This window comes from bacterium (assembly GCA_014360495.1).
Lineage (GTDB): Bacteria > Armatimonadota > JACIXR01 > JACIXR01 > JACIXR01 > JACIXR01.
Genome location: JACIXR010000004.1, coordinates 82,948 through 102,847, shown reverse-complemented (window position 1 = coordinate 102,847; position 19,900 = coordinate 82,948). Strand labels below are relative to the sequence as shown.

Annotated in this window: 18 protein-coding genes; 12 read left to right on the top strand and 6 right to left on the bottom strand. The window is 45.8% G+C overall.

The genetic code is table 11. From position 1 onward, the window contains the following. The first annotated feature begins 9 nt into the window (after positions 1-9). Positions 10-1,191 (top strand): glycosyltransferase family 4 protein, encoded by a 1,182-nt coding sequence (locus H5T88_04370; GenBank protein MBC7329575.1) that lies wholly within the window; start codon positions 10-12, stop codon positions 1,189-1,191. Here the strand turns inward: H5T88_04370 and H5T88_04365 are convergent. Then, positions 1,180-2,214, bottom strand: a complete 1,035-nt coding sequence (locus H5T88_04365) for a polysaccharide deacetylase family protein (protein MBC7329574.1) — start codon at positions 2,212-2,214, stop codon at positions 1,180-1,182. The two genes, H5T88_04370 and H5T88_04365, sit on opposite strands and share 12 nt — an antisense overlap. A gap of 58 nt (positions 2,215-2,272) precedes the next feature. On the opposite strand from H5T88_04365, the gene H5T88_04360 reads away from it, so the two are divergent. From H5T88_04360 to H5T88_04310, 11 genes are all read left to right on the top strand, one after another. Continuing rightward, positions 2,273-2,869 carry an SIS domain-containing protein gene (locus tag H5T88_04360; GenBank protein MBC7329573.1) on the top strand — a complete coding sequence of 199 codons (597 nt, stop codon included), beginning with the start codon at positions 2,273-2,275 and terminating at the stop codon, positions 2,867-2,869. Beyond that, positions 2,850-3,833, top strand: a complete 984-nt coding sequence (locus tag H5T88_04355; GenBank protein MBC7329572.1) for a bifunctional hydroxymethylpyrimidine kinase/phosphomethylpyrimidine kinase — start codon at positions 2,850-2,852, stop codon at positions 3,831-3,833. The genes H5T88_04360 and H5T88_04355 overlap by 20 nt, the downstream gene beginning before the upstream one ends. A gap of 2 nt (positions 3,834-3,835) precedes the next feature. Then, positions 3,836-4,321 carry a D-glycero-beta-D-manno-heptose 1-phosphate adenylyltransferase gene (gene rfaE2 / locus H5T88_04350; GenBank protein ID MBC7329571.1) on the top strand — a complete coding sequence of 162 codons (486 nt, stop codon included), beginning with the start codon at positions 3,836-3,838 and terminating at the stop codon, positions 4,319-4,321. Then, on the top strand, positions 4,318-5,040 hold the full coding sequence (kdsB, locus tag H5T88_04345) for a 3-deoxy-manno-octulosonate cytidylyltransferase (GenBank protein ID MBC7329570.1): 723 nt from the start codon (positions 4,318-4,320) through the stop codon (positions 5,038-5,040). The genes rfaE2 and kdsB overlap by 4 nt, the downstream gene beginning before the upstream one ends. Next, entirely contained in the window at positions 5,031-5,852 is an 822-nt protein-coding gene (kdsA, locus tag H5T88_04340; GenBank protein MBC7329569.1) for a 3-deoxy-8-phosphooctulonate synthase, read from the top strand. Before kdsB ends, kdsA begins: the two co-directional genes overlap by 10 nt. After that, positions 5,842-7,959: an MFS transporter gene (locus tag H5T88_04335; protein ID MBC7329568.1), complete on the top strand. Its 2,118-nt coding sequence runs from the start codon at positions 5,842-5,844 to the stop codon at positions 7,957-7,959. Before kdsA ends, H5T88_04335 begins: the two co-directional genes overlap by 11 nt. Before the next feature lie 313 nt (positions 7,960-8,272). Beyond that, on the top strand, positions 8,273-11,374 hold the full coding sequence (locus H5T88_04330; protein ID MBC7329567.1) for a hypothetical protein: 3,102 nt from the start codon (positions 8,273-8,275) through the stop codon (positions 11,372-11,374). After that, entirely contained in the window at positions 11,371-11,994 is a 624-nt protein-coding gene (locus H5T88_04325) for a phosphatase PAP2 family protein (GenBank protein MBC7329566.1), read from the top strand. Before H5T88_04330 ends, H5T88_04325 begins: the two co-directional genes overlap by 4 nt. Before the next feature lie 15 nt (positions 11,995-12,009). After that, positions 12,010-12,837 carry a sugar phosphate isomerase/epimerase gene (locus tag H5T88_04320; GenBank protein MBC7329565.1) on the top strand — a complete coding sequence of 276 codons (828 nt, stop codon included), beginning with the start codon at positions 12,010-12,012 and terminating at the stop codon, positions 12,835-12,837. A gap of 18 nt (positions 12,838-12,855) precedes the next feature. Further along, entirely contained in the window at positions 12,856-14,346 is a 1,491-nt protein-coding gene (locus H5T88_04315; protein ID MBC7329564.1) for an L-fucose/L-arabinose isomerase family protein, read from the top strand. Beyond that, positions 14,331-15,587 carry a hypothetical protein gene (locus H5T88_04310; protein ID MBC7329563.1) on the top strand — a complete coding sequence of 419 codons (1,257 nt, stop codon included), beginning with the start codon at positions 14,331-14,333 and terminating at the stop codon, positions 15,585-15,587. Before H5T88_04315 ends, H5T88_04310 begins: the two co-directional genes overlap by 16 nt. 3 nt (positions 15,588-15,590) lie before the next feature. On the opposite strand, the gene H5T88_04305 is transcribed toward H5T88_04310, so the two are convergent. Genes H5T88_04305 through trpD form a run of 5 tightly spaced genes read right to left on the bottom strand, consistent with a single transcriptional unit; the run spans position 15,591 to position 19,899 of the window. Next, positions 15,591-16,379, bottom strand: a complete 789-nt coding sequence (locus tag H5T88_04305; protein MBC7329562.1) for a tryptophan synthase subunit alpha — start codon at positions 16,377-16,379, stop codon at positions 15,591-15,593. Beyond that, positions 16,376-17,542, bottom strand: coding sequence for a tryptophan synthase subunit beta (trpB, locus tag H5T88_04300; GenBank protein MBC7329561.1), 1,167 nt, complete (start codon positions 17,540-17,542; stop codon positions 16,376-16,378). Before trpB ends, H5T88_04305 begins: the two co-directional genes overlap by 4 nt. After that, positions 17,533-18,126, bottom strand: a complete 594-nt coding sequence (locus tag H5T88_04295; GenBank protein MBC7329560.1) for a phosphoribosylanthranilate isomerase — start codon at positions 18,124-18,126, stop codon at positions 17,533-17,535. Before H5T88_04295 ends, trpB begins: the two co-directional genes overlap by 10 nt. Next, positions 18,120-18,884: an indole-3-glycerol phosphate synthase TrpC gene (gene trpC / locus H5T88_04290; protein ID MBC7329559.1), complete on the bottom strand. Its 765-nt coding sequence runs from the start codon at positions 18,882-18,884 to the stop codon at positions 18,120-18,122. The genes H5T88_04295 and trpC overlap by 7 nt, the downstream gene beginning before the upstream one ends. Then, a complete protein-coding gene (gene trpD / locus H5T88_04285; GenBank protein ID MBC7329558.1) occupies positions 18,871-19,899 on the bottom strand; it encodes an anthranilate phosphoribosyltransferase in 1,029 nt (342 codons plus the stop codon). The genes trpC and trpD overlap by 14 nt, the downstream gene beginning before the upstream one ends. Between the last annotated feature and the right edge of the window lies 1 nt (position 19,900).

Genomic DNA, 19,900 nt, shown 5'->3' with positions numbered 1-19,900 from the left:
CGGCTTCTTATGGCAATGAGAGGAGATTTTGTGGGAGAACCCGCAAAGGGTGCTTTGCATTTTTCAAGGGATATAGCCCTATACCTATCAAGATTTATGGATGTTTATTTACTGGGCAAGGACGATAAGGAAAATAAAAGAAAATTCTGGCGAGAAAAGAAGATAGAGGGAACAACATTTTCCTTCTTAGACCCTTATCTTAATAGACCATTTATAGGGAGACCTTTTGATACCTTCGTCACATTGCGAAAAGCTTGGAAGGAAATTGAAAAGACGAATCCCGATATCATTTATCTCCAAGAGATTGATTTTCTCCCCCTTACTAATCTTAGAAAGCCGGCGATTCTCCATATCCATGGATGCTTCAAAGAAATGCTTGCCCTTAGATATCCCAGGCTTTGGAAACTGAGAAGATATATCCCCAATTGGTTTGCCAATTACATCCAGGGGCTTTTACATATTTTCCTTATCAAGAGATACTCGCCCTATTTGAAAAAAATTCTAATAAGCGCTGACAAATCACAACTCTCCTATCTTAAGGAAAAGGAACCCTTGCTAGGTGAGAAGGCGTTATTTGTCCCCCTTTTATTGGATACCGATACTTTCGTTCCTAAAGATAGGTTAGAAGCGAGGAAAATTTTGAACCTTCCTGATGACCATTTCATCTTCCTCTTCGTCGGCGGATTAGACCCCCTAAAGGCACCCAATATCCTCATTCATGCCTTCAAAATTTTCAAGCAGCAAAATCCCAATAGTCTTCTCCTTCTAATCGGAAAGGGAACCCTTGAAAAGAAACTCCGGACTTTGGTTGAAGGGCTCGATTTAGAAAAAGATGTGATTTTTTTAGGAAAAATTCCCCATAGTAACTTGCCAATATATTACAATGCAGCGGACACATTTGTCCTCCCATCTCTTTATGAGGGGATACCTCTTGTTTCCCTTGAAGCTCTCTCCTGTGGTATCCCTATCGTCGTATCATCCGCTATCGGAACAAGCGAATTCATTCAACCTGGAGTCCAAGGATTTATCGTAGAAGAGGGAGATGTAGAATCACTGGCTTCTGCCCTTCAGCAGGCTGTGAGATTGCCACCCGAAACAAGGGGATTGTGTCGGGAAATAGCTCTCCAATTCTCTAGAGAACGCGTGGGAAAGCTTGTTAAAGATATCCTCTTCGGCTTGTTATCTCAATAAGCCCCAACAGGTATTTATCCTTTCATAAATTCCGGAAACTATAGCCTTGAACTTGCTGAAGTCCTCATCTATCCCTATTGCCCTCCCCAATTCGTAAGGATTGGACCAAGGCTTAACCTCTCTTAAACTGGTGGTAACCGCACAGAGAAATCCAGCATTTTTTACCAATCGGACTATTCCCTTATTGTAAATACCGCTCGGATAGGCAAATGCGAAAACTTGCTTCCCTAATCCTTCCTCAAGCTCCCTTTTTGACTCTTCTATCTCCCATTTCGCCTCCGTTAGAGGGATGTTCGTCAATTCAGGGTGATGAACCGTATGGGCGCCGAATTCTATCCCCTCCCCGTTCATTTCTCTTATCTCATTCCAAGATAACATCAATTCTTTTCCTAAACAGGGAGGAATCTCTACATCGCATCTTTTTATCAGCTTTTCTATAAGAACTTTCTTCCTCTTTTCGGATACCTTCTTTAACCTTTTTATTATCATTTCCCTCGCAATATATCTCCTTTTTTCTCCTCGTAGATTGAATCTCCCTATCCCTTCCAATGACAATTCCTTTATGCTGGTATGGGAAATTGCAAAGGAAACCTTTGCTTCCCAAGGCGTTTGCTTCCCATCTATATATGAGGTAGTGAGAAAAATAGTCGCTGGAACTTTATTTTCCTTTAAAATAGGATAAGCTAAGAGATAATTGTCTTTGTATCCATCATCAATCGTTATCGCTACGGAATTCTTGGGGAAAGGCTCCCTTTTATGGATACAATGCGCAATAATTGAAAGGGGAATGACTTCAAAATTTCTGCATAAAAATTCTATTTGCTCTCGGAAAGAGTTGATATCGATGCAGGGCGGGGTAGACCTGATTATCCTTTTTCTCGGTGAAAAACGATGGTAAGATAGTATATATAAAGGCAATCTTCCCTCTACTATTTTGCGAGCTATAAGTGCGTCTAAAATCCCAAGTTTTTCAAGAAAATAGTAAGGAGACCTTTGGATTCTCTCTACTCCTTTTGGTTTCATACAAAATTATTCTATAATCCAATTGAATATCTGGCAAAAATGAATAAAATCTAAATATATGATGAATGTTGAAGGGTTCTTAGAGGAGTATATAAAAGAACTGGATTCCCTTCTCTCTTGGCTGAAGAAAGAGAGGGAGAAAATAGGCATATGCTGTGCTAAAATCATCAAAGCTCTTGAAGATGGAGGCAAGGTTCTGCTTTTCGGCTGTGGCGGCTCCGCCGCCGATGCCCAGCATATCGCCGCCGAGCTAATCGGCAGATTTAAGAGAGAAAGAAAACCGCTTCCCGCCCTCGCCCTAACAACTAACACATCCATCCTTACAGCTTTGTCCAACGACTATTCTTTTGATGTCGTCTTCGCCCGCCAAGTAGAGGCATTAGCTAGCGAAAAGGATATCGTTATCGGCATCTCAACAAGCGGGAAGTCAAAAAGCGTGATTGAGGGAGTGAAAACGGGAAAGAGAAAGGGTGCCTACACAATCGCTTTAAGCGGCGGCGAGGGAGGCGATTTAGCAAAGGAAGCCGATATGGCTTTCGTCGTTCCCTCAAAGAATACCCCCCTAATCCAAACCTTCCATCTTATGATTGGGCATCTAATCTGCGAGGCAATTGACCAGCATTTCGGCTCAGAAAATGAAGAAAAGAAGGCTTAAGGAAATACTGAATAGCTTCAAGGAGTTGGAAATCGTCGTCCTCGGCGATTTAATCCTTGACGAATACAACATCGGAAGGGTCAACCGGATATCGCCGGAAGCACCCGTCCCCATTGTGGAGATTGAACACCGTTTCTTCGTTCCCGGAGGCGCCGCTAACACGGCGGCAAATATCACTGCATTGGGTGGAAAATGTAAGCTTTTAGGAGTTATCGGAGATGATGAATACGGCAAATTCCTCTTAGAAGAATTAATGAAAAGAGATATTGATATTCAGGGAATCATAGTAGACCCTTCCCGTCCCACGACTTGCAAGAACAGGATTATCGCTCACACCCAGCAGGTCGTGAGGATAGATAGGGAAAGCAGGAAACCAATTGAGGGCGAGATTTTAGCAAAAGCAAAGGAAAAAATCCAAAAATTAACGACAAACAAAGGCATAATAATAGCATCTGACTATAATAAGGGCTTCTTCCATCCGGAAGTTGCCAAACTCCTCGTTGAAGTAAGCGAGCCACACGATTGCCTCCTCATAGTAGACCCAAAGCCTCAAAACATCAACCTCTTCAAGGGCGCCTTTCTTCTCTGTCCCAACGAGAAGGAAGCCCGCTTCGCCGTTGGCGATGCAACGGAATCTCTCCCGATAGATGAGGTGGGAATGAGGCTCCTTAGGCAATTGGAGGCAAAGGGGGTCTTGATAACAATGGGCGAGAGAGGAATGAGACTCTATAAAGAGGACGAAGAAATTCATATCCCCGCGCTGGCTACGGAAGTTCACGATGTAACGGGAGCCGGCGACACTGTTATGGCTTCTCTGGCTTTGAGTTTGAAGGCGGGAACTTCCCTCAGAGAGGCAATGGAAATTGCCAGTATAGCTGCCGCAGTTGTTGTGAGGAAACTAGGCACTGCTCAGCCCACTCCAAGAGAAATGCTGGAGCTTGTGGGTCAACTGCCACAGGAATGAAGATGGAAAAGATAATTGAAAGGGAGAAAATCGCTGATTTAGTAGGAAGATTGAGGTCGGAAGGGAAGAGGATAGTTTTCACGAACGGTTGCTTTGACATCATCCATTTAGGTCATATCCGCTATTTAAGGGAAGCGAAAAGCAAAGGCGATATTCTCATTGTTGGTTTAAATAGCGACGAATCGGTGAGAAAAATAAAGGGAGAAAGTAGACCCATTATGGGGCAGGAGGAAAGGGCGGAGATATTAGCGTCCTTGGAAATGGTGGACTTCGTGGTCATCTTTGAGGAAACCGTCCCCGATGAGCTTATCAAGTTGATAAAGCCCGATGTCCATATCAAGGGAGGAGATTATCAATCACCCGATGAGCTTCCCGAGGCTAAATTGGTTCGTTCATTGGGAGGACAGGTTATGATAGCGAAGGGAGTTGAAGGGAAGTCCACAAGCAATATAATAAAAACTATAGTGGAGAGGTATTGCAAGAAATGAAAATCATAGGCATAATTCCCGCCCGCTATTCCGCAACTCGCCTGCCTGGAAAACCCTTAGCGAACATCTGCGGGAAACCTCTTATTCAATACGTTTACGAACAGGCAAAAAAATCTAAACTCTTGGAGGATGTCCTGGTTGCTACAGACGACGAACGAATCTTGAAAGCTGTTGAGAAATTCGGGGGCAAGGCTGTTATGACCTCTCCCTCTCATCCTTCTGGAACAGACCGCTGCGCTGAGGTTGCGAGAAAAATTGATTGCGATTTCGTCATAAATATCCAAGGGGACGAACCCCTAATTCCGCCGGAGGTCATTGATAAAGTAGCTGAGGCGCTAAGGGAAAGCGATGAGGTAACCCCTATGACCTCAGCTGCAACCTTAGCAAACAATGAGGAAAGGGGTAATAGCAATGTGGTGAAAGTAGTTACCGACCGAAATGGGATAGCTCTTTATTTTTCCCGCTCTCCAATCCCCTTTTATCGCAATCCCATCGCTCCCACATTAAGACACATCGGAATCTATGGCTATAGAAAGGATTTTCTCCTCAAATTCGTTTCTCTTCCCCAAACTCCCTTGGAAAGGACTGAGTCATTGGAACAATTGAGGGCTTTGGAACACGGCTTCAAGATAAAAATCGTTCTCGTTGATTATAGCCCAGTCGGCGTTGACACTCCTGAGGACTTGGAAAGGGTGAGAAAACTATTGGGATGCAAGTGAAAATCGGAAATGTCGTTGTAGGTGGAGATAAACTTGTTCTGATAGCGGGGCCATGTGTTATTGAAAGCGAGGAGCTCTGTCTTGAGGTAGCCTTCAAATTAAAAGAGATATGTGAAAAATTGAAAATAGGATATGTTTTCAAATCCTCCTATGACAAGGCTAACAGAACATCAATAAGCTCATTTCGCGGTCCCGGATTGGCGAAGGGATTGGAGATACTCCAAACGGTAAGGGAAAAGGTAGGAGTCCCCGTTCTAACGGATGTCCATTCCCCAGCTGAAGCCTCAATCGTTGGCAGAATCGTTGATGCTCTACAGATTCCCGCATTTCTATGCCGGCAGACTGACCTTTTGTTATCAGCCGGCAGGACAGGAAAGCCAATAAATGTCAAGAAAGGGCAATTCCTCGCTCCCTGGGATATGCGTTATGTTGTTGAGAAGATTGAAAGCACGGGCAATAAAAACATCCTTCTCTGCGAGAGAGGAACTTCTTTTGGCTATAACAACTTGGTGGTAGATTTCCGTTCATTGGTCATTATGAAAAGTTTCGGCTACCCTGTTGTTTTTGATGCAACGCATAGCGTGCAGATGCCCGGAGCGGGAAAGGGAGTTTCTGGGGGAGATAGGGAAATGGCTCCCTATCTATTAAGAGCCGCCTGCGCTGTTGGCGTTGATGCTATATTCCTTGAAACCCACCCAGAGCCAACAAAAGCTCTATCCGATTCAGCGACAATGCTCCCCTTAAATAGCCTGTTCCCAATTCTTGAATTAGCCGTGAAGATATTCCGTATAGTCAAAGAAAGTGAGGGCTAAGACAACCCTTTCTCATCAAGAAACGACAAAGGCGCTTCGCCTGTTCAATTGGGGAGCAATAATAGGCACCTGCGCCTACAACCTTTGGACTGGTGTCTTCATAACGGGATTCGCTCTCTATTTGGGAGCAAAGAGCTTGGAAATAGGTTTATTGGGAGCAATTCCAGTCCTCGCGGGCGTTGTTCAACCCCTTGCTTCTTTCTGGGCGGAGAAATCAAGACTAACGAGAAAATTCTTCACCAACATATTCTACATCTTCTCCATCCTATTTTGGATACCCATCATCTTCCTTCCATTCTTCAAATCCCTCTCCTATTCCCTATTTCTTTTCTTCGCTTCTTACACCCTTTTTAATATATTTATTTCTCTCACAAATCCACCCTATGTCAGCTGGTTGGGTGATATCGTTCCCGAGGATATCAGGGGACGATATTTCGCACGCAGAAATATGTATGCTGGATTGGCAGGGATGGTCGTTTCCTTATCTATGGGAAGGCTCGTAGATGTATTGCCTAAAAAGATAGCCTTCCCTCTCGTCTTCGCAACCGCTGCCTTATTCGCCATAGTTGAGATAATCATAATATTTCTACAACCGGAACCCTATAGAGAACCTCAAAAAGACCTTTCTCTTATCCATGAGCTCGTCCTTCCGCTTAAGGATAAAAACTTCAAATTTTATACCTTTTTCATATCCCTTTGGAATTTCGCAGTGATTATGCCCGGGCAATTCTTCTCGGTTTTTATGCTCAAATATCTCCACCTCTCCTATACAACGATTGTCTTGGTATCTATCTCCTCAGGGATAGCAGGGCTCCTTGCTCAACCTTTCTTCGGCTACCTCGCCGATAGATACTCAAATAAAAGCATCCTCCTTTTAACAAGCCTCCTCGCTTCCCTTATCCCCTTTTTCTACATTTTTATGACCCCACGCTTTCCCACCCTTTCGCTTATTCTTCTTTATCTGGTGAATATCTTCGCCGGCGCTCTCTGGGCGGGTATTATGCTAACCCAGTTCAACCTACTCCTTATGTTCTCCCCTCCTATTAAAAGGATGTCCTATGTCGGTATTCATTCCGCCCTCGTCTCCCTCACGGGGGCTGTCTCTCCTTTCCTTGGGGGCTTGATAGTGAACGCCTTAAAAGGACTACACATCACCTTTTTAGCCCTTGATTTAACGAATATAAAAATTCTTTTCATTCTCTCCACCGTTCTGCGCCTACTCTCGCTTTCACTTCTTCGGACAATAAGGGAATACAGAGAGGAAGAATCTCCCTTAGAACTTGTAAGGGACATTGTGCCTAGAAAACCTATAGGAACCCTTAGGGCGCTCCGCTTGCTGGCAAGCGGAAAGGAAGAAGAAAAAATAAAGGCTATAAAAGCTTTGGCAATTCCACACTCTTCCCTCGCAATTGATAATTTGATAAACCTCCTTCAAGACCCAAATCCCGAGGTGAGAAGAGAAGCGATAATAGCTTTGGGAGAAATAGGCAATGAGAAGGCGATTGAAGCCCTAGAAAGATATTTAGAAACCGAAAAGATGTTCGCAAGCGAAGTTTTGGAAGCTTTAGCGAAGTTGGGACGGAGAAGGGAAATAACTCTTAAGGCAACTTATGAATTAGACACCCTCGGCGCGGAAAAACTGCCCTCACTTTTGCAGGAAGAGGAAGATGAGGAAATTTTAGCACACATTTCTTACTATCTGGCTAAATCGGGAGAAAAATCCGCATTGAGCAGTCTTCTTAGCATCAGGGAAAAGTTCAAGTCTCCCCTTTTCAAAAGACAATGGATTTATTCTATTGGAAAATTGATGGGAATAAATCTCTACCCCTTGCTTTCTTTAGACCTCCTAACCTTATACCAGCGTGTGGAGAGCATATTGAGAAGAGTTGGTAAGGGAAAGAGAAGGATTAGAAGGGGAATAATGCTCGCCTTACGCCATTTTGGGAAGGGAAATTACAAGAAATTCGCGGAGAGATTGGCGAAATTCTCCGATTTAGGAAAATTGAGCGAGGAGGAAAGAGTTGTAGCGAACTTCTTTTTGGAGCGGGAAGATATCTCACCTGAAGAAGCAACACTCCTCGCCCTTATTCTTATGAAAGCAATATAAGTTAGACTTGCTAAAATGAGAACCACCTCTTTTTATACCAACCAAAGAGGAAGACTGCTTTAGATGCGAGCTCGGAATATGCGTGACAATCTCATTTCCCAAGCCTTAGGTTGGGAAAATCTTAGCAAACCTAAAAAGTTAAAGCACAGATATAAAAGTCAAAGACTTTTCATAATTAGGCAGTATGTATATTAGGCTAGCCAATGAATCTTGCAACAAAACCGAGAATCACACATTGATTTTCTATTTGACTTGATTTCGCGTATAATTACAATAAGTTAAAAAACAAAACCTTGCAGAGGAGGGATTTTAGATGAACGGAGATATGGAAAGGGAGTTTCAGAACCCCACAAGTGAGTATCGCCTGGCTCCCTTCTGGTTTTTAAATAGGGATTTAAGGGATGAGGAATTGATAAGACAGATAAAAGAGATGCACGAGAAAGGGGTGGATGGGTTCATCCTTCACGCCCGCCATGGACTCCTCACACCCTATCTTTCGGAAGAATGGTTTGAGAGAATCCGCACCTGCATAGAGACAGCCAAGAAATTGGATATGAAAGCTTATCTCTACGACGAGAACAATTGGCCCTCCGCCAATGCCGATGGTAAGATTGTCGCGGAAAATCCCTACTACCGAATGTCAGGTTTATACTTAGCCCATAGGTTGGAAATAAAGGCAGGAGAAAAAGTTTCCCTGAAAATAAACAAGATGGATGAACTCATTGCGGTTGTTGCTTTCCCATTGGAGGATGGTAAAATTAAGAACTTTTACAGTGGTGGTATCCTCCTTAACGATTTTGTGAAGGACGATGTATTTGAATGGGTAGCTCCCCAATCCAGTGATTTTAGAGTCTATGTTTTCTCTCGCAGATACCTCACCTCTGGTCTCTTTTTCGGCTCAGCTGTTGATACTCTAAATCCGGACGCAATAAAGAGGTTCATAGAGCTAACCCATAAGGAATATGCGAAACGATTCAAGGACGAATTCGGCTCCACTGTTTGGGGAATCTTCACCGATGAACCCGCTATGGATTACAACCCCTCTGAGGCGATTCCCTGGACAGCCAGCCTCCCTTCCCTCTTTGAGAGAAGATTTGGATATTCCCTCTATAAAGCCCTCCCAGCCCTCTTTGAAGATGTTGGACCTCTAACTCCCATGGTCCGCGCCCACTTCCGAGACACGGCAACGGAAGCATATGTCTCCGCTTTCTTCAAGCAGATTTATGAGTTCTGCGATAAGGTGAACCTTAATTTCATCGGGCATGTCCTATCTGAGGGTGAACTCTATCACCATACACGCCATCAGGGAGATTTCTTCCGCGGTGCTCAATATATGCATTTCGGGGGAGTTGACCTCCTCTGCGAGCTCACCTGGCCGCAACCGGATACTCCCTGGGGCTTAAACAATCTCGTCGGTCCTAAGTTTGCCTCCTCCGCCGCCCATCTTTTGGAAAAGCCAAGAGTTATGTGCGAAGCATTCGGTTTGGCTTCCCAATGGGGAATATCCTTAAATACCTTGAAATGGCTTACGGACTGGCTAATAGCCTTGGGAGTTAATTTGGTTATGCCCCACGCGTTTTATTACTCCATTCAGGGATTCAGAAAATGGGAATGCCCACCTGATGAGTTCTATCGTGCTCCCTTCTGGAAATATTATAAGAAGTTCGCGGACTATGTAGCTCGCCTCAGCTATATCTTCTCCCACGGCAATCATATCGCCGATGTAGCCGTCCTTTACCCCATCAAATCTATGTGGGCTTCAATCACTCCTCAACCAACAAGGGAAACGGAGAAAATTATCCTTGGATTCAACAAGACAAGCGAGGCGCTTCTGAGAATTGGATTCGACTTTGATTACATCTCTGAGGAAATTCTCCAACAAAGGACACTATTCCAAAGGGGTAAAATCTGGGTTATGGACGAGACATGCTCCGATGTCCTTGAGGAATATAAAGTTCTTGTTCTCCCAACCCTAACGATGTTATCCTGGGAAACTGTGGAAGTGATAGAGGATTTTCTAGCGGAGGATGGAAAGGTCATCGCTCTGGGCTCGCTTCCCCACACATCCTTTGAGGCGGGTGAAGACAGGGAACTATTGGAGAGGCTGTGTTTCCTCTTCGGCGTGGAGCCCGAAGAGGCGAAATTGAATCCGGAGAAAATGGAGAAGAAGATTTACAGGAAGAAACACGAGAAAGGCGAGGCTATATTCATAAGAGGCGCCCATGACCTCCCACAAGAGGAATTGGAACAAGAGCTGTTCTCCATTTTGAGCGAAATCATTGAACCAGATATGTTGGTGCTTGAGGATAAGAAACCCGCACGCGATATCGTTTCCCTCCATTATATGAAGGGAGAGAAAAGCTTTTACTTCTTTGTCAATACATCAAGACACAGAACAGTCAGCTTCCAGGCAGAGCTATCGGAGGGAGGGATTCCCCTCGTTTGGAACGCCGAGACCGGAAAGCTGGAATCCTTCCCATTCAAATGGCAGGAGAAGAGAGGTAAGACCATTTTAGATATAACCTTGCCTCCAAACAATTCCTTGCTCATATCGCTTGAGGAAGAACTTCCCGAGGAGCTTATGCCTAAGGAAAAGAAAACTTTCTCCCAAGAGGAACCCGTTTTCCTGCAGGAAAAGTGGCAATTCAAAACTGCCAAACCTAACGCTCTTCCCTTGAGGAACTGGAAATATGAGATGTCCTCAAGGGTCACAGGCAGGGATAGCGATACCTACCTCCATATATACAAGACTAGCTTTGAGGTTGAAGCCGTTCCAGAGAAGGCAAAGTTGATTATGGATGGAGGGATAAACGAACCTGTATGGAACGAGAGCGCTACGAAACACATAGAGGTATTGATAAACGGTGAGCAAGTGAAAAATTGGGAACCCGACGATTATCTTGATAGGTTTATGTTTTCAGCTGATGTTTCCTCCCTATTAAAGCAGGGCATAAACGAAGTTGAGATAAGATGCGCAGCTGGCTTATATGAACCGGTTAATTTAGCACACCCACCAATCCTCATCGGCGATTTCGCCCTGAGAAGGAAAGACGAAGAATGGGTTATCGCCAAGGAACCCGGAGAGGCACGGATTGGCGAATGCTGGACTACTTTCGGATATCCCTTCTACTCCGGCATAGCCATATATTCTCAAAAGATACATATTGGAAAGATTGCGGGGAAGAATGTCGTCGTTAGGATGGAGAAGGTTGGAGAACTTGCTGGGATAAAGGTCAATGGCGAGCTCGTGGATGTTCGCCTATGGGAACCCTTTGAAGTGGATATCACGAATTTCGTGAAGGAAGGAGAGAACTTGTTGGAGATAGAGGTCGCCAATACAATGCAAAATCTCATCGTGGGAGAACCCAAGCCCTCCGGACTGTTGGGTAAGGTTGAAGTGCTTATAAGAGGATGACGAAGTTTCTAATTTTACTTTTCTTCCTTGTACCCCTCGCTCTGCCCTGGGAGACCTCCCAGAAGTTGCTCCATAACCTCAACTGCCTTGGCGAGGGAGCCACTCAAGCAGGTCTTTCGCTCCTTTTGATACACTCCGAGGATTTATTTGAAGATGCGAACTTGCAGACTAAGACTCTTGGTGCCATTGCCCTTCTTTCAGAAAAAACGAATTTTCAAACAAAATCATTAGCAGCGATTTCTTTACTCGTTAGTCCTTCTTGTATAAATGTGAAGGAGAAAATTGGAGACGATTGCTTAAACGCTCTTTTGACAACGGGCACTGTTACCTTAGGCTTGAAATATCTAACCCATAGCAAAAGACCAAATGGAGAATCCTACGATTCATTTCCCTCAGGGCATACCTCTACCTCATTTGCCATTGCCTCCGTCCTCTCCCGCTATCATCCAGAGAACAAACTCATCTATTATCTATTGGCAACCGGGGTGGCGATTGCGAGGGTGCAGTCGGGAGCGCATCATACCATAGATGTAATAGGTGGAGCTATAGTGGGGCTTTGGGGAGGGAAAATGGCTTTGGAGGGCAAAGGCATTTTGCCTTTTATAAAGAAAAATTTTTGAAAGGAGGAAAACAAAATGAAAAAGAGCATCAATGTCTGGGCTTTCCCACCAAACCTCTCAACAAAGGAACTCTTCCAGCTGGCTAAAGAGGCGGGCTTGGATGGAGTAGAGGTGATAATCGGAGAGCAGGCAAATCCTCCTTACACTCTTCCCCTTTCCATAAGCGAGGAGGAGGCGAAGGAGTTCAGGAAGGAAGCTGAGAAGGCGGGAATTACGCTGGGAACAACCCTCCCCGGCTTTCATTGGCAGGTAAGATTGACCTCTCCCGACCGCGCAATAAGGGAGAAATCCATAGAGCAGACAAAGATTTGCCTCCGCATCAATCGTTGGCTTGGAGCGGATGTCCTCCTCTTGGTGCCGGGCACTGTATCACCCGAGGAGCCCTACGATGTTGCGATAGAAAGGGCAAGGGAAGGCATCAAACAACTCATAGGCGAGGCGGAGAAGAACAAGGTCTTTATCGGGGTGGAAAATGTTTGGAACAAGATGTTTATGTCGCCCTTAGAGATGAGGGATTTCATAGATTCCTTCCAAAGCGAGTGGGTTGGAGCTTACTTTGATGTCGGCAATGTCCTCAATTTCGGCTTTCCCGAGCAATGGATAAGGATATTGGGGCAAAGGATAAAGGCGGTCCATGTCAAGGACTTCCGCCTCTCCGCGGGAAACATCCATGGATTCGTAAATCTTCTGGAGGGAGACGTGAACTGGCCAGAGGTAAGCAAGGCGCTGAAGGAGATTAATTATCAAGGCTTTATCACTGCCGAGCTTCCCGCCTATAAATTCCATCCCGAACTTCTGATTTTTGAGACCGCAAAGGCTTTGGAAGCTATAATTCAGGGATAAAAAGGAGGTAGATAAATTATGAAAAGCACAAACATCGGCATCGTTATGCTCAACGATGAAAGGGAGCATGTGTGGCGGGCAAACAACCCGGAAAATATGAGGGTTTGCCAGGAATGGGCGAAGCTGATTAGGGCAAAGCTGAGAAATGTTGATGGGACGACACCTGAGGTCATCGTGGCGTCAAAGATAATAACGAGCGTGAGAGTTGCCCAGGAAATGGGAGAAGAACTGGCAAGGGCTAACTGCAAGCAGGTGATAATGCTCTACAATGTCTGGGATTTTCCCTTCCTTGCATGGCCATTCCTCAACAGCCTCGGCAAGGTGCCCGTTTTAAGCCTCTCCAATAACAACGGACAATTCCCCGGCAATGTGGGATTGCTCGCAACTGATGGGGCTCTTCGCCAAGCAGGAATAAGAACTCATAGGATAATCGGCGAGATAGATGACGAGGAAACGCAAAATAAGGTAATAGATTGGTGCCGAGCAAGCCTAGCCTACACCACAATCCAAAACGAGGTCTACGGTTGCTATGGCGGACATTCAATGGGTATGGAAACCGGCTACTTCCATCTCGTCCCCACAATCAAGACATTCGGAACGACAGTTAGACAGATTGACCAACTTCTCTTGGTAAAGAGAATGGAAGAGGTCAGCGATGCGGAAGTGGAGAAGGGATTTAAGTGGTTTACCGACCTTCTGGGCGACAGGATAAAATACGATGGGAAGATGCTTACGCCCGAGACTCTCAGGACGCAGATTCGCCTCTACATAGCTATGCGAATGGTCAACGAGGAAAAGGGTTTTGATTTCTGCGGGTTGAAGGGGCAAAGGGAGTTGACGGAATACGTTTGCCTCGGAGATGTTCCCGAGATGCTTATGAACGACCCCTATGATTGGAACGGTCCTAAAGAGCCCACTGTTTGCGCCACAGAAGCCGATTCCTACGCTGCGATGACTATGCAACTTCTGAAATACATAAGCGGCGGATTGCCGGTTCTCTTTATGGATGTTCGCCTCTATCATCCCGATAGGGACCTTTGGGATTTCTGCAACTCGGGAAATCACGCCAGTTTCTACGCCTCCTTGAGCTTCAATCCCGAGGATAACTTCAAGAAGGTAACATTCTATCCCGCCCTTGAATATTACTTCAAAGCGGGAGGAGCCTCCGTATCCTTTGACGCCGCTCCTTGCAAGTTAACCTTCGCCAGGCTTGGGCTCTGGGACGACAAGCCCTATATGGTTATTGTCCCCGGCGAGAGCCTTGAGCTTCCCGAGGAGGAAAGGAAAGCCCTCAACGAACAAACTAATCCCACCTGGCCTCATGTCCACGCTCGCCTGAATTGCTCCTTTGAGGAATTCGTCAGCGTTTTCCCCTGCAACCACATATTAGCCGTTCTCGGAGATAAAGTGCGTGCTCTAACCTACCTCTGCGAGATAGCGGGAATTAAACCAATCGTCTTAGGACCAGCGGGAAAGGAGCGCATCCCTCCTATATGGGAGAGAATTTAGGAAAATTCCCCGAAAGGGACATAACCTTAATAAGGGATTTAGCGAAGAGGGTAGCTGAATATGCCCATCAACCTCGCCAAGAGGAAATGGCGAGGATATGGAAGCAGCACAACTCCCTCAAGAGGATAAGACCGCTTGTCCTCATTTTCCCTGAAGGCTCCTGGCGAGAAGTCCTCCCCTGGGAAAGCCTTTCCTGCTCCGACCCATTTTGCCGAGGGGTTGAATATGACCTAAGAATGAGGCTTTACTACGCTGAATTCATCCAGGATGACAGCGTTATAACCGATACCATTGCCTCGCCAATCTACATTCATAACACAGGATTTGGAATTGCTCCCCAAACGACCTCTCCTGATGACCCTTACGGAGCCGTGAAATATGAGCCGGTGATAAGAGAGGAGAAGGATTTGGAGAAATTGCAGAAGCCAAGGCTGTGGATAGATTGGAAAGCTACGGAGGAGCATTACGAGAAACTTTGCGATTTAGTGGGAGATATTCTAAAAGTTGAGAAAAGGGGTCCAGCTCATTTCTGGTTTGCCATCATAGACGACTTCGCCACCTGGCGGGGATTTGACCAATTATTCATTGATATGATTGAACGTCCTCAATGGCTCCATCGCGCGCTCAGCTTTTTGACTGACGCTTGGCTGGAGATGCTTGATTTCTATGAACGGGAAAATGTTTTGAGCTTGAATAATGGGGCACATTACTGTGGCTCAGGAGGTTTGGGGTTCACGGACGAGCTTCCTCAACCCGATTTTGATGGCGTTCATGTAAGGACGAAGGACCTTTGGGGTCATGCCACAACCCAGATATTCGCCTGTGTTTCCCCCGCTATGCATGAGGAATTCGCCCTCCAATATGAGGGCAAGTTCCTCTCAAGATTCGGCTTAGCCTCTTACGGCTGCTGTGAACCGCTACACAAGAAGGTTGAGATAATCTTAAAACATATCCCTCATCTCCGCAGACTATCCATGAGCCCCTGGGTTGATGTCGCTGAGGGAGCGGAAAGATTGGGCAAAAGGGCAATTTTCTCCTGGAAGCCCAATCCCGCTCCCATCTTCGCTGCTGAACAATTTGATGGTGAATTTGTGAGGAAAATGGTGAGGGATGCGCTGGAGAAAACAAGAGATTGCGTCGTTGAGATAATCTTCAAGGACATCCATACCTGCAGAAACCAGCCGGAGAGGCTAAGGGAAACGGTGAGGATAGCCAAGGAAGAAGCGGAGAAGTTCGCTTAGCTCTCAAATAGCATCATCCTTGCAGAGGTCGGAGACAAATCGCCTCACCTCTTTCAACATCCTCTCTTTATCATTTCTGTGCTCCTTTAAAAGGCGAAGGAGGGCAGAGCCTATCACAGCTCCATCAGCGAATCTCCTTAGCCATTTAACGTGCTCCCGCTTGGAAATCCCGAATCCAACCACTACGGGCTTGCCCGTTATCTCCTTTATCCTCGGAACCTTCTCCTCTATATCCCTTGGCAATTCATCTCTCTCCCCCGTAGTCCCTTTCACGGAAACATAATAAATGAACCCCGTCGTCGCTGAACCAACTATCCTATATCTCTCCTCATTGCTTGTTGGAGCCAAAAGGAAGACAGTGCGCAAATCGTATCTATTGGCGTGTTCCACTAGCTCTTTCGCTTCCTCTGGTGGCAAATCGGGTATTATGAATCCATCCACTCCCCTCTCCCTCGCATCTCTACAAATCCTCTCTATTCCGTACTGATAGAATGGATTGTAATAGCCCATCAAGAGAAGGGGTATATCGGAGCTTTCCCTTATCCTCTCTACGAACACCAAAGCGTCCTTCAAAGAAGTTCCTCTCTTGAGAGCCTCCTGCATAGCCTCTTGGATGGTCGCTCCATCGGCAAGGGGGTCGGAAAAGGGTATTCCCAATTCAAGGCAATCCGCGCCGCTTTCGGTCAAGGCATGAATTATCTCCAATTCCTCCTCAATGGGAAACTCGCCCACAGTTAAATAGAAAATATGAGCGAATTTATTGTCCTTAAACAGATAATCAATCCTATTCATCTCTCCATCACCTCCATTATCTCGCTCAAATCCTTGTCGCCTCTTCCGGAGAGATTGACGATTATCACGCTATCCTTTGGGCATTTGGGGGCTAATTCCAGGCAATATGCAATCGCATGGGCGCTTTCAAGGGCAGGAATTATCCCCTCCAGGCGGGATAAAATCTCAAAAGCCTCAAGAGCTTCACTATCCGATACAGCCACATATTCAGCCCTCCCTATCTGCTTATAGAAGGCGTGCTCGGGACCAACGCCGGGATAATCTAATCCCGCCGCAATTGAGTGAGTAGTCATTATCTGCCCCTTCTCATCCTGAAGTAGATAAGTTTTGCTACCGTGCAAAACCCCTACCCTACCCTTCCCCAAGGAAGCCGAATGCCCCCTTTCATTTCCACCGCCTTCCACCCCTACGAACTTAACCTCTCTATCATTGAAAAAAGGATGGAAAAAACCTATGGAATTGCTTCCTCCTCCCACACACGCTATGAGATAATCGGGAAGTCTGCCCTCAATCTCCAAGATTTGCCTCCTCGTTTCCTCTCCAATCACGGATTGGAAATCCCTCACTATCGTTGGATAGGGATGAGGACCGACGACCGAGCCTAGAAGGTAATGGGTCGTATCCACATTCGTTATCCAATCCCTCAGCGCTTCATTTATCGCATCTTTTAGAGTCCTTGAGCCGCTTTTTACGGGAACGACCTCCGCCCCCAGAAGCTTCATCCTAAAGACATTCAATTTCTGCCTCCTCATATCCTCCTCTCCCATATAGATGACACAATCCAGTCCGAATAGGGCGCATACGGTGGCTGTGGCTACGCCGTGCTGACCAGCCCCCGTCTCAGCTATTATCCTTCTTTTCCCCATTTCCATCGCCAAGAGAGCCTGCCCAATCGCGTTGTTTATCTTATGGGCACCGGTATGAAGCAAATCCTCCCTCTTTAGATAAATTCTCGCACCACCAAGCTCCCTTGTAAGCCTCTCAGCAAAATACAAGGGAGTAGGTCTTCCCGCATAGTTTCTCAAATAATACTGGAGTTTGGCTTTGAATTCGCTTGAATTCCTTAGCCTCTCGTAGGCATTTTCCAACTCTTCAAGAGCGGGAACGAGGGTCTCGGGGACAAATCTCCCTCCAAATTCTCCGAAATAGCCCTTTATCGCCATTTCTTTATCACCTCCATAAACTTCTTCAATTTCTCTCTATCCTTCTTACCAGGATATTCCTCAACTCCGCTTGATACATCAATACCATAGGGAAGGAATTTGCTCAAAGCGGAGCTTATATTATCTGGATTCAATCCGCCAGCCAAAATGATTGGCTTCTCCGAACGAAAGCCAATCAGTAAGTCCCAATTAAAAGAAGTGCCCCTCACCGAACTATCCAAAAGATATGCGGACACATCGTAATATCTCAATCTCTCCAAGTCATCTTTTGTCCTAATCTTAAAAGCCTTTATAACTTTCTTCCTGAATTGACTACAATAATCGGGAGTTTCCTCACCGTGAAATTGCAGCGCGTCCAACCCACATTCATTAGCTATTTCCTCCACTAACTCCCTTCTCTCATTCACAAAGACGCCAACAGCTGTTATAAAAGGCGGCAACTTTGAAATGATTTTCCTCGCTTTCTCCCTATCAATTCTCCTTGGAGAATCGGCGAATATGAAACCCAGTGCATCTGCTCCCAACTCCACAGCCATAAGCGCATCCTCCAAATTCGTTATCCCGCAAATTTTAACCCTCAACATTCTCCCATCAGCTCCCTTAACTTAGCCTTAACATCCTTAGCCCTCATCAATGCCTCCCCAATTAAAACCGCTTTTACCCCCGCTTCCCTCAACCTCTCAATTTGCTCCCTCTCTCTAACTCCACTCTCCGCCACAATCAGAATATCCTTGGGTAGCAAATCTTTAAGCTGAATAATCCTTTCAAAATTAACATTGAAGCTTCTCAAATCCCTGCTGTTTATCCCCACTATCTCTAAAGGCAATCCTTTAATCTTCTCCCAATCCTCCTCGTCAAAAATCTCAACCAAGCAATGCATTCCGTATCTTCTTGAGATTTCCAAAAACCTCTTAACCTCTTCTCTCTTCAAACAGCGAGCAATTAAAAGAACTGCATCCGCTCCCAATTTGTGAGCGAGCTCTATCTGAAATTCGTCAATCACGAAATCCTTCATTACTATCGGCAAATTCGTCTTGAGCTTGACACCAGGGATGTAACCAAGAGAACCACAGAAAAATTTATTATCCGTTAAAACCGATAAAGCCTTTGCCCCTCCTTCCTCCATCTCCTTGGCCAAAATCTCGGGAACGAAATCCTCCCTTATAATTCCCGCCGATGGAGAGCACTTCTTCAATTCCCCGATTATAGAAATTTCATCTGATTGGAGGGCTAATTTAAAATCTCGCCTGGGAAGGACGAAAGAGGGGAAGGAAATTGGAACGGACTTAAGAAATTTTATCTCCTCTCTCTTTGCCGAGATTATGTCCTCAAGGATTCCCATTTCTCTTTTCCTCCTCGCTTATTCTCCGCAGAGTTTCCAATACTCTCATCGCTAATCCCATCCTAATGGACTCCCTCGCTATCTCCATTCCCCCCTTTAAATCATCAGCCATTCCCGCAACGATTAAAGCGGCAGCCGAATTGATAAGCACAGCATCCATAACCGCCCCTTCTCTCTCGCCAGCTAATATCTCCTCCGCTATCCTTACGCTTTCCTCCTTGCTTTTAACCTTTAGTTCCTCCAAGGGATGGTTTCTAACACCAAGCCTCTCAGGCTCTATCGTATATTCCAAAATCGTCCCATCCCTTAGCTCGCTCACTTTCGTAGGTGCAGAAACGGAGATTTCATCCATTCCGTCCAAACTACTCACAACCATAGCCCTTTCCACCCCCAACCTTCCCAATACAGAGGCGATAAAGGATGTCAGAGAGGGGGAAAACACTCCAAGCAATTGTCTTTTCACCCTTGCGGGATTCGTCAAGGGACCAAGGATGTTGAAAACCGTTCTAACCCCAATCTCTTTCCGCGCACCAGCTGCATAGCGCATAGCAGGATGATAAAGGGGAGCGAAGAGAAATGAGAAATTGCACTCATCCAAACATCTCTTCGCCGTAGAGGGAGGAATATCAATTTTAACGCCCAACCCCTCCAGCAAATCGGCGCTGCCACAGAGCGAGGATACGGAACGGTTTCCGTGCTTAGCCACCTTCACTCCCGCACCAGCTACGACGAAAGCGGAGAGAGTTGATATGTTTATAGTTCCCATCCCGTCTCCGCCAGTTCCACAGGTATCCAACAGATTTCCTGGATACTCCAATCTCAATGCCTTATCCCTCATCGCCTGAGCGAAGCCCGATACCTCATCAACAGTTTCGCCCTTCAACCGCAAAGCAATGAGAAACGCCCCGATTTGCGCTGGTGTCGTCTTCCCCTCCATTATATCGCTCATTACCCCATAAGCCTCCTCCATAGCGAGATTCCGCTTATCCAAAAGCTTTTCCAAAACATGTTTCATT